Here is a 14,270-nt window from a genome sequence, read left to right on the forward strand (position 1 = left end):
GAGCCGGGTGGCTGGAGCTCCGCGACCGGGATGACGACCGCGCTCTCGGCCGGGACTCCGATGGTCTCGATGGCCGACTGGATGCGCTCACTCGCGCTCGCGCTGCTGTCCCTCGCTCTCGTCGTCGTGCCCGCGCGGCTGGCCGCTGCCGGGCGCGCCCCGCGCGTGGCCCGCACCTGGCGCCTCACCGGACGCAACCGTGCCGCCGTCGAGTACGACGACACGCCGGAGACTCGCCCCGTCTCACCGAGCCTGATGGTGGTCGGGATGATCGGCTGCGCTGCCGGGCTCGTGCTGCTCTCCGGCCGCGTCGACAGCCAGCCGGCCTACCTGCGACTGCTGATCGCCGTGATCGTCGCGGTCGCCCTGGTCAACGCGGTGGCTGCCGGAGTCCCGGCCGTCGTCGCCCGCCGCCTCGGTCTGTCCGCCGTCGGCGTGGTCGCCGCTCCGCGCGCGCTCGTGCTGGTCGCCGGAGCCGCGCTGCTCTCGCGCTTCGCGGGCCTGGACCCCGCGTTCCTCTTCGGAGTCGTGATCGGGCTGGTCCTGCCGCACGGCGCCTCGACCGTGGACCGCGCACGGCTGGCCACGGTCCGCGTGGTCTCCCTGCTCGCCCTCGCCGGAGCGGCCTGGGGAGCCTCCGCGCTCGTGACCGTGGACGGCACGTTCGGCACGGTGCTGGCCGCCGAGATCCTGAACGCGACCACCCTGGTATCCGTGGGCTCGAGCGTGGTGCTCCTGTTCCCGGTCGGACGACCCGCGGGCCGCAGCATCCTGCAGTGGTCGCCGCTGCTCTGGCTGGGCCTCACCCTGCTCGCGACGACCATGCTCTTCGTTCTGCTCACTCCGACGATCACCGCATGGAGGACCGACGGCGGTGCGGGCCCCGTGGTCTTCGCCGTCGTCGCGTTCAGCGCGGTCTGCACCTCGATCTGGGCCTGGCGCCGCTACGTCGAGTAGCGGGGGCGCTCACCCGATCGAAACGGGCTGATCGAGGTCGTCGTCGGGGAGCAGATCGACGACGGCGCTGACGACGAGCTCGTCGAGCGTCGCGATCCCGCCGTAGACGCCCAGGAACGCGGTGTCGGCGGCGTCGCGCCCCGTCGCGATCCGGACCAGGCTCGAGCGCGGGGCGAGGGTCGTCGCGTCGACCACCCGCCACTCCCCCTCGATCCAGGCCTCCGCGACGGCGTGGAAGTCCATCGGCTGCAAGCCCGGCGCGTAGACCGCGGCCAGCCGGGCGGGTACGTCGAGAGCACGCAGCAGCGCGACGACGAGGTGCGCGAAGTCGCGGCAGACCCCGCGGCGGGCGAGCAGCGTCCGCTCGGCGCCGTCGGTCGGGAGGCTCGACCCGGGCACGTAGGCCAGACGGGTCCCCACCCACGAGCTCACGGCGGTGAGCAGCCCGGTGCCCGAGAGCCCGGCGAACTCCGCGCGCGCCGTCGCCCACAGCACGTCCGACTCGGAGTAGCGGCTCGGCCGGAGGTAGCGCAGCCGATCCACCTCCTCCCCCGCGAGAGGCGCGAGGCGGCCGGAGACGCGCGCCGCGTAGTCGACGACCAGGCGGCCGACGGGGGCGTCGAGCACGTGCAGCCGGGTGCCGTGCTGATCGAGCACCTCGCGCGCGACGAGGGGCCGGCCGTCGACGCTCAGAGCGAGCGTCTCCTCGGCGCCGTACGCCTGGGCGACGGCGACCGAGAGGACGAGCGCAGCCGGAGCCGCGACGTCGAGGCTGAGGTGGACCGAGACGTCACGCTGCATGCGGGCTCCTTGTCGACGGAATGGGGGTCAGGCTCCCTGCTCGCCCTTCGGCGGCGGGGTCGGTGCCGCGTCCGGCTCCTGCACGAGCTGAAGGCCGCCGGACGAGTTCGCCGAGACGGTCAGCAGGTCGATCCAGGTGCGGTTGATCGACGGGACGCGGCCGCCGAAGTACTTGAAGTAGAGGGGCACGGAGGGGTCGAGCCAGATGCTCGAACGTCCGTCGCCCACCGCCGGGTCGTCGCGCCAGGAGAAGAAGAAGCTCTCGCGGCGGCGCAGCTTGTTGGCGATGACGATCTGGACGTGCGTGAGTGTGCGGTCGTCGAACTCGATCTCGACTCCCGAGGCTCCGTAGAGCAGCTTCCCCATGGGGGCCTCCCGGCCGCCCGTCGCCGGGCGGTGTGTGACGGTGCCCGAGGGCACGAGAAGCGGGTACCGTTCGCGACACCCGCCGTGGACCGGAGGGACCGCCTCCGGACGCGAGCGCCCGGGCGTGGAACCGCCTGGCACGACTCTATGCGAGGTGGCGCGAGCGCGCGGGGTCGACAGCCGATTCCCGCACGCGACGCTCCGCCGCACTCGTACGCCGCCGGTCGGGGGCTCGGTCAGAGAGGACGGATCCGAGCGCCCCGATCACCCGGAGCACCTCTCCACCTCGATGGCGAAGAAGCCCCAGGGCCGACCCGCTCCGGACGCGCCGCCGCGCCGCCCCGGCACTGTCGGGGGTCGCACGTACGGTACCCCCATGATCGAATGCGCACTCTGCGGAACCGACGCCGTCGTCCTCGACCGCTCCGGCGGCAGGGACACCGAGGAGGAGCTCGTGGTGCTCTGCACCGACTGCACCCCGGGCGAGATCACCGAAGCGCTCGAGTCGACGCTGCTCGAGTCGACGCTCATCGAGTCGACGCTCATCGAGTCGGCCCGCAGAGGCGCGAAGGCGCGAGCGGCCTAGGCTCACCGACGCGCACCAGACCGGTGCGGAGGTGCCCCCACTGGGACTCGAACCCAGACTGAGACGATTTTAAGTCGTCTGCCTCTGCCGATTGGGCTATGGGGGCGACCATCGGGAGGAGCGTGCCTCCCGACGGTGGTGTCAGGACTTGGCGGGCTCGCCGCCGACCGGAACGGGAGCACCGGCCTGGCCGGGGATCTGCGCCGGAGCCTGCGCGGCAGGAGCCTCGGCGGCGGGCGCCGCCGGGCGCGGGCGCGACGCGTAGGTCTCGAAGGAGCCGCGCGGGTACTCACGGGCCTCGATCGAGGCGATGTCGCGGCCGAGCCAGAGGTTGTTCCACCAGCCCCAGACCACGCGGAACTTGCGCTCCCACGACGGCATCGCGAGACCGTGGTAACCGCGGTGCATGACCCAGGCGGGGAAGCCCTTGATCGCGATCTTGCCGGACTGGAAGACGCCGATGCCGATGCCCAGGCCCGCGACGGCTCCCGCGTTCTTGTGGACGTAGTCGACCGGCTTCTCGCCGCGCAGGACCGCGGTGATGTTCTTGGCCATCAGCTTGCCCTGGCGGACGGCGTGCTGCGCGTTGGGGACGCAGAAGCCGCCGACGCCTCCCCCGGTGAGGTCAGGGACTGCCGTCGCATCGCCGGCGCCCCAGGCGCCCTCGACGAGCACGTCGTCGTAGCCGACGCGGAGGTCGGCGCGCACGCGCAGACGGCCGCGCTCCTCGATCGGGAGGTCGGAGTTCTTGATGGACGGGTTGGCCATGACGCCCGCGGTCCAGATGATGAGGTCGGACTCGAAGCTCTCGCCCGTGGAGAGCTGGATGACGCCGTTCTCGGCCGACGTGAGCTGCGTGTCGAGGTGCACCGTGGCGCCGCGCTGGTCGAGGTTCTTGAGCACCCAGTGGCTCGTCTCGAGCGCGACCTCCGGCATGATCCGGCCCATCGCCTCGATGAGATGGAACTGCGTCTCCTCGAAGTCGATCTCGGGGTAGCGCTTGAGCAGAGCGCTCGCGAAGGAGCGCAGCTCGGCGAAGACCTCGATGCCGGCGAAACCACCTCCGACGACCGTCACGGTCAGCAGGCGCGAACGCTCAGGGCCGGCCGGGAGGGACGCGGCCTTGTCGAAGTTGGTGAGGATGCGGTCGCGGATCGCGGTCGCCTCCTCGATCGTCTTGAGGCCGATCGCAGTGTCGGCGACGCCGGGGATCGGGAAGGTGCGCGAGACGGATCCGGCGGTCACGACGATCTGGTCGTACACGAAGTCGTAGGGCTCGCCGATGGTCGGGGTGATCGTCGCCGTGCGGTTCGCGTGGTCGATCTTCGTCACCTTCGCGGCGAGGATCGCCGTCTTCTTGAGGTGGCGGCGGAGCGACACGATCGCGTGACGGGGCTCGATCGATCCTGCAGCGACCTCGGGGAGGAAGGGCAGGTACGCCATGTAGGGCAGCGGGTCGACGATCGTGACCTCTGCCTCGTTCGGGCGGAGCTGCTTCTCGAGCTTCCACGCAGTGTAGAAACCGGCGTAGCCGCCTCCGACGATCAGGATTTTGGGCACGGTTGACTCTCCAAGAGGGATGGACAATGCGAACACCCCCACTCAACGCGAAGTGCCCGCTCTCGACGCGGGTGGCAGCACTGACCCCGACAGGGAAAGAGCTTAGCGAAGAGGACGCCGGTGGTGGCGTCTTCGCGGCGCTGGGGGCGCTCAGTCCTCGACAGGCCTGCAGGCGCAGCGCTCGGGCGACCAGTCGGCCCGGGAGAGCGCCAGGTCTCCGATCGGATTGACGCCGGGGCCCGCAGCGAGGGCGTGCGCGGCGAGGGCGTGCAGGCACTTGACCCGGGTGGGCATGCCTCCGGAGGAGATGCCCGCGATCTCGGGGACGGACCCGACACTCTCACGGTCGGCCAGGAAGGCGCGATGCGCAGCGGCGTAGGCCTCGCGCACCTCCTCGTCCTCCCCCAGCAGCGCGGTGTACTCGACCATGACCTGCGTCGCCTCGAGCTGCGAGATCGCAGCCGTCGCGGCGGGATGGGTCAGGTAGTAGAAGGTCGGGAACGGAGTGCCGTCCGACAGGCGCGGGCTCGTCGAGACCACCGTCGGATCGCCGCAGATGCAGCGAGCGCTGATCCCGACGACGTCGCGGGCAGGGCGGCCCAGCTGCGCGGAGACGATCGCGATGTCGCGCTCGGACGGCGGATCGAAGGGGGGCGTGGTCACGGGGGCTCCAGAGGATGGACGGCCGGAAGGACGCTCCAGTGTACGCGGCGGCCGATCAGGGGGCCGGCGCGAGCTCCCCCGTCGTCGGCTCGCCCAGTCCCGACGCGGCGATCGACGAGAGCAGCGAGCCGGCCCAGTCGGTCTTCGTCTCCTGCACGGTGTCGCTGGCGGCCTGCGTGTCCTGCTGCGCGACGGTCACATCGTCGAGCACCAGGTAGCTGACCTCGCCCGGCATGACGAAGTAGAGCCGCTCGCGCGCCTGCGCCCGGATGAACGCCGGATCGGACCAGCGCCCGCGCTCCTCGTCGAGGTTCTGCGACTGGGTCTTGGCCGCATCGACCGAACGCTGCAATTCGGCGATCTCGGCGCGCTGCTCGACGAAGTTCTTGATGCTCGGGGCGAGGACGACGACCGCGAGGATCATGATGCCCATCACCAGGAGGGTGAAGCCGGAGCCGCGGACACCGGCGAGCCAGGCCGACGACGGCGGGGCGGACGGCTGCTTCGTGCGCGGAGGTCGGGAGGCGGCGGGGCGCGCCGCCGCGGGCTTCGACGGCGCTGACGAGGACCTCGCTGCGGGGGCCTTCGTCGAGGGCAGCTTCGCGGAGGACGGCTTCGAGCCCGACGCGCTGCCCTTCGCACCCCCGTGTTTCACGGGAGGCGAGGGGGTGCGCGGCGCGTTGCCGGGAGCCGAGGGTCGGCGGGGCGGACGGGCCATGGGCGGGTGCCTCCTCGAGCGCGACGGGGGTGGGACGAGGAGCGGCCCCGGTGCGCACCGAGGTGCGGGGCTCCGGGGCCGCTCCGGCGGGGAGAGACTACGCCGAGAAGCGCGGGAAGGCGGAGCGACCCGCGTAGGTGGCCGCACCTCCCAGGATCTCCTCGATGCGCAGCAGCTGGTTGTACTTGGCCACGCGGTCGGAGCGGGCTGGGGCACCGGTCTTGATCTGGCCGGCGTCGGTCGCGACGGCGAGGTCGGCGATGGTCGTGTCCTCGGTCTCGCCGGAGCGGTGCGAGAGGATCGCCGTCATGCCGTTGCGCTGGGCCAGGGCCACGGCATCGAGCGTCTCGGTGAGCGTGCCGATCTGGTTCACCTTGACCAGGATCGAGTTGCCCGCCTTCTCGGCGATGCCCTTCGCGAGGCGCACCGGATTGGTGACGTAGAGGTCGTCGCCGACGATCTGCACCGTGTCGCCGATGGTCTCGGTGAGGTGGGTCCAGCCGGCCCAGTCGTCCTCCGCCAGCGGGTCCTCGATCGAGACGAGCGGGTAGTTGGCGACGAGGTCGGCGTAGTAGGCCGAGAGCTCCTCGGCAGAGAGCTTCTTGCCCTCGAACGAGTAGGCGCCGTCCTCGAAGAACTCCGAGGACGCGACGTCGAGCGCGAGCCCGATGTCGGTGCCGGGCGTGAATCCGGCCGACTCGACGGCCTTGAGGATGAAGTCGAGCGCCTCGCGGTTGGTGGGCAGGTCGGGGGCGAAGCCGCCCTCGTCGCCGAGGCCGGTGGCGAAGCCGGCCTTCTTCAGCTGCGACTTGAGCGCGTGGTAGATCTCGACGCCCCAGCGCAGGCCCTCCGAGAACGACTCGGCGCCCAGCGGCACGGCCATGAACTCCTGGATGTCGACACCGGTGTCGGCGTGCGCGCCTCCGTTGATGATGTTCATCAGCGGCACGGGCAGGGTGTGCGCGTTCAGGCCGCCCACGTAGCGGAACAGATCGAGGTCGGCCGACTGCGCGGCGGCCTTCGCGACGGCGAGGCTGACGCCGAGGATGGCGTTCGCGCCTAGACGGGACTTGTTCTCGGTGCCGTCGAGCTCGATCAGCTCGGCGTCGACGAGGCGCTGGTCGGTCGCGTCGAAGCCCTCGATGGCCGGGCCGATCTCGTCGATGACGGCGTCGACCGCCTTCTGCACGCCCTTGCCGAGATAGCGCTCGGAGTCGCCGTCGCGCAGCTCGTACGCCTCGAACGCGCCGGTGGAGGCGCCGGAGGGAACGGCCGCTCGCGAGGACGCGCCGTCCTCGAGCAGGACCTCGACCTCGACGGTCGGGTTGCCCCGCGAGTCCAGAATTTCTCGGGCGACGACTGCCTCGATAAGGGCCACAACTATCTCCTCTTGACGGGTGGGCTCCCGGAGGGCGGGAGCGGTCGCAAGGAGTCTACTGACCACCTCCCGGCAGACGGGCGCACCGGCGGCCGTAGACTCCCAGGGCCCGATCGCCCGGACGGCCCTCGGTGCTCCCGCCGACCCGGAGGTTCCCCGTGACCACGACCGCCGCTGACCTCGTCGACCGCCTCACCGCCGTCGTCCCCGACTTCCCGAAGCCGGGGATCCTGTTCCGCGACCTCACTCCCGTCTTCGGTGACGGCGACGCTCTGCGCGCCGTCGCCGACGCGCTGATCGAGCCGTACCGCGGCCGGATCGACGCGATCGCCGGGGTGGAAGCCCGCGGCTTCCTGCTCGCTGCGGCTGCCGCCTACTCGGCCGGGCTCGGCGTGGTGACGATCCGCAAGCCCGGCAAGTTGCCGCGCGCGGTGCTCGAGGAGCAGGCGACGCTCGAGTACGGCACGACCACGCTCGAGGTGCACGAGGACGCCGCTCCGCGCGGGTCCCGGCTGCTGCTCGTCGACGATGTGCTGGCCACCGGCGGAACCCTCGATGCGAGCCGTCGGCTGATCGAGCGCGCCGGGTGGCGGCTCGAGGGGATCGCCGTCGTGATGGAGCTCGACGGGCTCGGTGGGCGCGATCTGCTGGCCGGCCATCGCGTCGACGCGATCGTCACCGTCTGACGCGGCCCCGTCGCCGCGTTCCGCACCTCTCTCCCCGGCGGCCCGTCGAAGGGGCGCCGGATCAGCTCAGGGCGAGCGACATGCGCGAGAGGACGAAGGTCTCGAGCACCTGCACGAGCATGTAGAGCACGAGCGACACGCCGGTCACGAGCACGACGGCCGACCACACGTCGGCGAAGCGGGCCTGGGCCGACCAGGAGTTGATCGCGCCGCCGATGCCGTCTCCGGTCGAGAGCCACTCGGCGAGCAGCGCTCCCGTGATCGCTCCCGGCACCGAGATCCGGATGGCGGCGAAGAGGGAGGGCAGGGAGCCGGGGATCGCGACCTTCCGGATCGCCGTCAACGTGCTGCCGCCGTAGACCGCGACCACGTCGAGCATCTGCGGGGAGGCGCTGTTGAGGCCGAAGGCGATGGTCACCAGCGCGGGGAACAGGACGACGATCCCGCCGATGACAGCGACGGAGGCGACCGAGCCGGTCCCGAAGACCAGGATGATCAGCGGCGCCATCGCGATCAGCGGCACCGAGCGCAGCAGCATCGCGAACGGCATCAGCGCGTGCTCGAGGCCCTTGGACAGACGGAACAGGACTGCGCCGAGGATCGCCACGACCAGACCGGCCGCGAAGCCGATCAGCGCGTCGCCCATCGTCACGGCGAAGAGGCCGCCGAGCTCCGCGCGGTGGTCGGCCGCCTTCGCGTCGGTGACCAGGTGCTCCCAGACGTCCCACGGGCCCTTGACCACGAGAGGCGAGACCCCGCTGAAGAGGACGACGGCGATCCAGATCGCGAGCACGATCACGACCGTCGACAGAGCCACCAGCAGGCTCTTGCGCACGGTCTTGAGGGTCGCGCCGAGAGCGGCCGTCCGCAGTTGCCGCCGCAGCTCGTCGACCGCGAGGATCGACGTGGCCGTGGACTGCTCGGTGCGGTCGGGGACGGTGGTCGTCATGGTCATGCCCGCTTTCCGGAGGACCAGGGCGCGACGAGGCGCCCGATCGCTCCGACGATGCCGTAGCCGAGGAGCGCGACTCCCGCGCAGAGGAGGAACAGCGCCCAGACGCGGGGCGAGTTCAGCGAGACCTGCGCCGCGACCAGGATCGGGCCGACGCCCGTCTCGATCTTGCCGAAGTACTCGCCGAGGATCGCGCCGAGGAACGCCGCGGGCACCGCGATCTGCAGCGCCGACAGGATGTTGGGCAGCGCTGCGATCAGGCGGACCTTGCGCAGCTGGGTGAAACGCGAGCCTCCGTACACCGTGACCACGTCGAGCGCCGCCCTGTCGGCCGCCTTGAGCCCGAGCAGGCTGCCGACGACCGTGGTGAAGAAGACGGAGAGGCCGGCGAGGAAGATCGCGGTGGGACTCGCCTTCCCCGGCGCGTCCGCGCCGCCGAGGATGAGCAGCACGATCGCGCCGATGGCGACGATCGGCACGCAGTAGGTGATGACCGCGAGCTGCGAGACGACCCCCTCGAGCCAGGGCAGGACCAGCACGAGCGCCGAGAGCACGAGCGCGATCAGATTGCCCCAGAAGTAGCCGACTGCGGCCTCGCCGATCGTGACCGAGAAGTTGCGCCAGTAGAAGCCGGCACCGTCCTCCATCGCGGTCTGGACGACCTGCACGGGAGTGGGGACCGGCGCGTAGGTCGCCGCGCCGGTGGGAGCGGTGACGAGCGCCACGATCCACCAGACGGCGACGATCGCGGCCACGCCGATCAGGCCCGTGAGCCATGGTGGGAGGGACAGGGCGCGGCGCGGGGCTGCGGGGAGCGTGGTGGCCACGGGACTCCTAGTGGTCGTCGGCGGCCGCGCCGCCGTCGCCGAACAGCAGCTCGGAGGCCTGGTCGACGTAGGCGTGGAACTCGGGGGTCCGCTGCATCTCGGGGGTGCGCGGGCGGGGCAGGTCGATGTCGATGATCTCCTTGACCCGGCCGGGGCGCGGGCTCATCACCGCGACGCGGTCGGAGAGGAAGATCGCCTCCGAGATGCCGTGCGTGACGAGGAGTGTCGTCGCGGGCTTCTCGGTCCAGATCCGCAGCAGCTCGAGGTTGAGCTTCTGCCGGGTCATGTCGTCGAGGGCGCCGAAGGGCTCGTCGAGCAGCAGGACCTCGGGCTTGAGGATCAGGCAGCGGGCGATGGAGACGCGCTGGCGCATGCCTCCCGAGAGCTGCGCCGGCTTGGCCTTCTCGAAGCCGCGCAGACCCACCAGGTCGATCAGCTCGTCGATGTACGACTGGTCGACCGGCGAGCCTGCGATCTCGAAGGGCAGCCGGATGTTGGCCGTCACACTGCGCCAGGGCAGGAGCGCGTGGTCCTGGAAGGCGATGCCGAGCTTGTTGTCGCGCCGGAGCTCCTGCGGAGTGCGACCGTCGACCCGGATCGAGCCGGCGGTGGGCTCCTCCAGGCCGGCGAGGATGCGGAGGATCGTCGACTTACCGCAGCCCGACGGGCCCAGCAGAGCGAGGAAGCTGCCCTGGTCGGTGTGCAGGTCGGTGTCCTGCAGCGCGGCGACGCTGCGCGAGCCCATCCGGAACGTCTTCGACAGGCCGTGGATCTGGATGCCGGTGCCGCCGGCACCCTGATCGCGCAGGGTGCCGGCGTCGGTCGTGTCGGTCACGAGTGGTGCCCTTCGTGGATCTGGATCAGGCCGAGTACTTCAGCAGCTCGGGGTTCTCGTCGTAGACCTCGGCGAGGAGGGTCAGGTCGAAGAGGTCCTCGGCCGTCACGTCGATCCCGGCGCCCGCGAGGGACGCGATGGTCTCGGACTGCAGCGTCTCGGAGATGGTGAACAGGCCGTTCGAGGCCGTCTCGTCCGAGACGACCAGCTCCTCGGCCTGGATGGTGGCACCCTTCTTGGAGGACTCCTCGTTGAGGCCGAGATCCTTGCCGTAGTTCTCGACGGCGAGCATGGCGCCCGCCTCCGGGTCATTGACGGCGTCGGTCCAGCCCTTGATCTCGGCGACGAGGAACGCCTTGAGGGCCTCGCGCTTCTCGGCGATGGCCTGCTCGGTGACCGAGAAGGTCTCGGCGACGAACGGGAGCCCGTTGTCGGCGAACGGCAGGTTGACCACCTCGTAACCCTCGGCGGCGACGGTGATCGACTCGTTGGTGAGGTAGGCGATGAAGCCGTCGACGGTGCCGTTGACCAGCACCGAGGGGTCGTACTCGACCGGGACCACGGTGAGGTCGGACTCCGAGAGACCGTTCGCCTTGAGGAGCGCCTGGAAGAGCGAGGTGTTCGACGCCTGGACGCCGATCTTCTTGCCGGCGAGGTCGGCCGGCGTGGCGATGTTGCCGGCGGTCTTGATCGAGAGGACGGTGAAGGGGTTCTTCTGGTAGGTCGCGCCGAGGATCTTCAGCGGCGCCTCCTGCTGGGCGATCGCGGTGCCGATCGAGACCGCGTCGCTCAGCGCGACGTCGGCGCTGCCCGAGAGGAGTTCGGCGACTCCGGTCGAGGGGCCGGGGGTGAGCGTGATGCCGGAGAGGCCCGCGTCGGTGAAGTAGCCCTTGGAGTCGGCGAAGAACTCGCCCGCGAACTCCTCGTTCTTGATCCACGAGAGCTGGACCTTCAGGGTGCCGAGGTCGCCTCCGTCGGCGGCCGTCGCACCGGAGGAGTCGGAGGCGCACGAGGCGAGGACGGAGGAACCGCCGATCGCGAGGCCGGCCACGCCCGCCATCCGGAGGAGGCTGCGGCGGTCGAAGTGCGGAGCGGAGCGGAGGGGCGACAGGGTCAAGGGGGACTCCTCGGGTGGGATCGTCGGGGCTGCTGCGGTGCGGTGCGCGGGGTCGCGTCGATGTGCCCGTGCAGGCGCGCCAAGCCGCGCCGATCGGGTGCCTCGACGCTAACCTCGGGAGATTTCTCAGGTGTGTCCGCAGATTTCGCGGGTATTAAGGCTCTCACGGATCCGACAAGGATCCGACCATCGGGACCCGATCCACCGACGGATCGTCTGAGTCCCTCCTCAGATCAGCCCGGCTCGGCGACCCTCAGGCCAGCTCCTTGAAGCTCACATCGCCGAGCGCGGTGGCGTCGCGCGGCACGAGCGCGAACCGGGTGAACCCGGCGGCGGCCGCCCGGTCGAGCAGCGGGGTGAGGTTCTTCGAGCGGCGCTCCAGTCGCACCCGCGCCCCCGCGGCGATCAGCTCCTGCTTGAGGGCGAGCAGCAGTTCGGGCGGGGCGTCGCGCTCGTGCACCAGGACCACGGCGTCGGCCCGGGCGGACTCTGCCGGCTCGATCAGCTCGACGATCCGCTCGAAGCCGATCGAGAAGCCGCAGGCCGGGACGTCCTGTCCGAGGAAGCGGCCGATCATCCCGTCGTACCGGCCGCCGCCTCCGACCGAGGAGCCGGAGGCGGGGTGCGCGATCTCGAAGATGGTCCCCGTGTAGTAGCCCATGCCGCGCACCAGGGTGGGGTCGAAGCGGAGCGAGACGCCTGCGGGCAGCGAACGGAGGGAGCGAGCGAGCGTCTCGAGGGCGAGCACCGCCTCCGGGTCGACGCCCTCGGGCAGCACGTCGAGGATCGCGGACTGCTCGAGCGCCACTCCCCCGGCCACGACAGCGGCCTCGATGCGGGCCAGGTAGCCGCCGAGCACCGCAGCGGCGTCGGGGCCGTCGGCCTCGAGTTCAGCGACCACTCCGGAGGCGCCGATCTTGTCGAGCTTGTCGATCGAGATGAGGGCGGGATCGAAGCGCTCGGGGGCGAAGCCGCAGTGCTCGAGGATCCCGAGGAGGATGCGGCGGTCGTTGATGCGGATCGTGCAGTCCCGCAGCCCGAGGGTGTCGAGCGCATCCGCCGTGGCCGTGATCAGCTCGACCTCGGCGAGCTGCCCAGGCTCGCCGATGATGTCGATGTCGCACTGCACGAACTGGCGGTACCGGCCCTTCTGCGGACGCTCGGCCCGCCAGACCGGGGCGATCTGCACAGCGCGGAACACCGTCGGCAGCTCGGCACGGTGCGAGGCGTAGAAGCGGGCGAGCGGCACAGTGAGGTCGAAGCGGAGCCCGAGGTCGGCCAGGGAGGAGGGATCGTCGGCGGCCGCGAGGTCCTCGCGCGTGAGTCCGCGGCGCAGGACGCTGAAGGCGAGCTTCTCGTTGTCGCCGCCCAGCCCGGAGTGCAGGCGGTCGAAGTCCTCGACCACGGGCGTCTCGATCTCGTCGAACCCGTGGGCCGCGTACACGCGGCGGATCACGCCCAGCGCGTGCTCGCGCTTGGCCTTGTCGGCGGGGAGGAAGTCGCGCATGCCGCGGGGTGGGGTGATCGGGGAGGCCATGACGGCGATTCTCCCAGATCGGCCGGGGCGAGTCGGCGATGGCTGGAGCGCAGCGTCAGCCGGAACGGGTCTCCTCCGACCTCGTGGAGAAGGTGGGCTCTCAGTTGACGGCGCGTCGCCGTCAGCCCTCGCGCTGCTCCTGCTCGACGGCGCGGATCTCGTCCTGCAGATCGCGGGTGGCGGTGCGCAGAGCACGCTCGGCGTCGAGTCCCTGAGCGCGGGCGGAGGCGACGATGGCCAGCAGCAGCGGGCCGAGATCCTCCTCCGACTCGATGGGCAGCGGCCCCTGGCCGGCGTCGACGATGCCCAGCGTGGTCGCCTTGCCGATCACCTTGTCGGCGAGCGCGAGGGCGGGCATGCCCTGCGGGATGCCGTCGAGCACGCTGGTGCGGTGCGGCTTCTCGGTGCGCTTGAGCTCGTCCCACACCGCGATGACGTCGTCGGCGGTCTCGGCGGTCGCGTCACCGAAGACGTGGGGGTGCCGGCCGATCATCTTGGCGTTCATGTGCTCCGCGACGTCCTCGATGGTGAAGGGCTCCGCGCTCTCGGCGGCGAGATCGGCGTGGAACAGCACCTGGTAGAGCACGTCGCCGAGCTCCTCGATCAGATCGGCCCGATCTCCCGCCTCGATGGCGTCGACCAGCTCGTGCGACTCCTCGATCAGGTAGCGCACGAGCGACTCGTGGGTCTGCTCGGCGTCCCACGGGCAGCCGCCAGGAGCGCGAAGGAGGTGGACGGTGCGGATGAGCTCGTCGAGCCGGGGATGCGCGGTCACCCGGCCATCCTCGCATCCGGGTGCGGGCGGATCGGGCACGAGCACCGGGGCAACGGTCAGCCCCCGGCCTCAGGCGCGGGCGAGGCGACGGCGTGCGACGAGGAGGCAGCAGGCCGCCACGAGCGGTACCCCCGCTACCAGCGCGGGCGCGGAGGCGAGCGCCACCGCCGCCGCCGCACTGACGAGGACACCCGCCAGATTCCAGAGCAGCACCACGGCACCCGCACCGTCGCCGAACGGCAGCGGGACCGGCCCGAGCAGACTCGGCGGCAGCGGACCGCGGGTGGCGTCCATCGCGCGGGCCGCGACAGCGACCACGGCCTTGGCTGCGGCCACCGGCAGCGCCGACCCGGGCAGCAGCAGCGAGGCGGACAGTGCGCCCAGCAGGGCGACTGCGACCGCGAGCACGACCGGCAGCAACCCGTGCAAAAGGAGCAGCAGCTCGAAGGGCGGCGGCGCCAGACGAGCGCCGGCTGGGCCCGCGGTCGCGCCGCATGGCGGAACCCGTCGCT

Annotated in this window: 14 protein-coding genes, 1 tRNA gene and 2 pseudogenes; 3 read left to right on the forward strand and 14 right to left on the reverse strand. The window is 71.2% G+C overall.

Features of this window, described 5'->3' with window-relative positions; translation table 11 throughout:
• Nucleotides 1–957 (forward strand): annotated as a pseudogene (locus ACH61_RS10485) (hypothetical protein); the annotation flags it as partial.
• 9 nt (nt 958–966) lie between these two features.
• Here the strand turns inward: ACH61_RS10485 and ACH61_RS10490 are convergent.
• Together ACH61_RS10490 and ACH61_RS10495 are read right to left on the reverse strand one after the other, a co-directional pair.
• The gene (locus ACH61_RS10490) at nt 967–1,758 is read right to left on the reverse strand and encodes a transglutaminase-like domain-containing protein (protein WP_068211886.1); all 792 of its coding nucleotides are present in this window, start codon (nt 1,756–1,758) and stop codon (nt 967–969) included.
• Nucleotides 1,759–1,785: 27 nt separating this feature from the next.
• A complete protein-coding gene (locus ACH61_RS10495; RefSeq protein ID WP_068211888.1) occupies nt 1,786–2,124 on the reverse strand; it encodes a DUF7882 family protein in 339 nt (112 codons plus the stop codon).
• A gap of 376 nt (nt 2,125–2,500) precedes the next feature.
• Here ACH61_RS10495 and ACH61_RS16890 point away from each other — a divergent pair, with 376 nt between their 5' ends.
• Nucleotides 2,501–2,710, forward strand: a complete 210-nt coding sequence (locus ACH61_RS16890) for a hypothetical protein (protein ID WP_132504524.1) — start codon at nt 2,501–2,503, stop codon at nt 2,708–2,710.
• Nucleotides 2,711–2,742: 32 nt separating this feature from the next.
• On the opposite strand, the gene ACH61_RS10505 is transcribed toward ACH61_RS16890, so the two are convergent.
• The 5 genes from ACH61_RS10505 to eno form a co-directional block, all read right to left on the reverse strand.
• Nucleotides 2,743–2,816 (reverse strand) — tRNA-Leu (locus ACH61_RS10505).
• Between the two features lie 35 nt (nt 2,817–2,851).
• Nucleotides 2,852–4,270: an NAD(P)/FAD-dependent oxidoreductase gene (locus ACH61_RS10510; protein ID WP_068211892.1), complete on the reverse strand. Its 1,419-nt coding sequence runs from the start codon at nt 4,268–4,270 to the stop codon at nt 2,852–2,854.
• A gap of 150 nt (nt 4,271–4,420) precedes the next feature.
• Nucleotides 4,421–4,933 (reverse strand): DUF501 domain-containing protein, encoded by a 513-nt coding sequence (locus ACH61_RS10515; RefSeq protein WP_068211894.1) that lies wholly within the window; start codon nt 4,931–4,933, stop codon nt 4,421–4,423.
• 55 nt (nt 4,934–4,988) lie between these two features.
• Nucleotides 4,989–5,651, reverse strand: a complete 663-nt coding sequence (locus ACH61_RS18415; protein WP_236713639.1) for an FtsB family cell division protein — start codon at nt 5,649–5,651, stop codon at nt 4,989–4,991.
• A 97-nt stretch (nt 5,652–5,748) separates the two neighbouring features.
• The gene (eno, locus tag ACH61_RS10525) at nt 5,749–7,029 is read right to left on the reverse strand and encodes a phosphopyruvate hydratase (protein WP_068211896.1); all 1,281 of its coding nucleotides are present in this window, start codon (nt 7,027–7,029) and stop codon (nt 5,749–5,751) included.
• A 158-nt stretch (nt 7,030–7,187) separates the two neighbouring features.
• Between eno and ACH61_RS10530 the strand changes: the two genes are divergently transcribed.
• Nucleotides 7,188–7,715 (forward strand): adenine phosphoribosyltransferase, encoded by a 528-nt coding sequence (locus ACH61_RS10530; RefSeq protein ID WP_068211898.1) that lies wholly within the window; start codon nt 7,188–7,190, stop codon nt 7,713–7,715.
• Nucleotides 7,716–7,776: 61 nt separating this feature from the next.
• On the opposite strand, the gene ACH61_RS10535 is transcribed toward ACH61_RS10530, so the two are convergent.
• The 7 genes and pseudogenes from ACH61_RS10535 to ACH61_RS10565 form a co-directional block, all read right to left on the reverse strand.
• Complete coding sequence (locus ACH61_RS10535) at nt 7,777–8,670, reverse strand: ABC transporter permease (RefSeq protein ID WP_199220827.1); 894 nt, start codon at nt 8,668–8,670, stop codon at nt 7,777–7,779.
• On the reverse strand, nt 8,667–9,494 hold the full coding sequence (locus ACH61_RS10540) for an ABC transporter permease (RefSeq protein ID WP_068211900.1): 828 nt from the start codon (nt 9,492–9,494) through the stop codon (nt 8,667–8,669). Before ACH61_RS10540 ends, ACH61_RS10535 begins: the two co-directional genes overlap by 4 nt.
• A gap of 7 nt (nt 9,495–9,501) precedes the next feature.
• Complete coding sequence (locus tag ACH61_RS10545; RefSeq protein ID WP_068211910.1) at nt 9,502–10,239, reverse strand: ABC transporter ATP-binding protein; 738 nt, start codon at nt 10,237–10,239, stop codon at nt 9,502–9,504.
• Nucleotides 10,240–10,354: 115 nt separating this feature from the next.
• A complete protein-coding gene (locus tag ACH61_RS10550) occupies nt 10,355–11,446 on the reverse strand; it encodes an ABC transporter substrate-binding protein (RefSeq protein ID WP_236713640.1) in 1,092 nt (363 codons plus the stop codon).
• Between the two features lie 253 nt (nt 11,447–11,699).
• Entirely contained in the window at nt 11,700–12,983 is a 1,284-nt protein-coding gene (hisS, locus tag ACH61_RS10555) for a histidine--tRNA ligase (RefSeq protein WP_068211902.1), read from the reverse strand.
• Between the two features lie 121 nt (nt 12,984–13,104).
• A complete protein-coding gene (locus ACH61_RS10560) occupies nt 13,105–13,758 on the reverse strand; it encodes a nucleoside triphosphate pyrophosphohydrolase (protein ID WP_199220826.1) in 654 nt (217 codons plus the stop codon).
• Between the two features lie 69 nt (nt 13,759–13,827).
• Nucleotides 13,828–14,270, reverse strand: a pseudogene (locus tag ACH61_RS10565) (hypothetical protein); the annotation flags it as partial.

Origin of the sequence: Rathayibacter tanaceti (assembly GCF_001634385.1) — a bacterium.
Taxonomy (GTDB): Bacteria; Actinomycetota; Actinomycetes; order Actinomycetales; family Microbacteriaceae; genus Rathayibacter; species Rathayibacter tanaceti.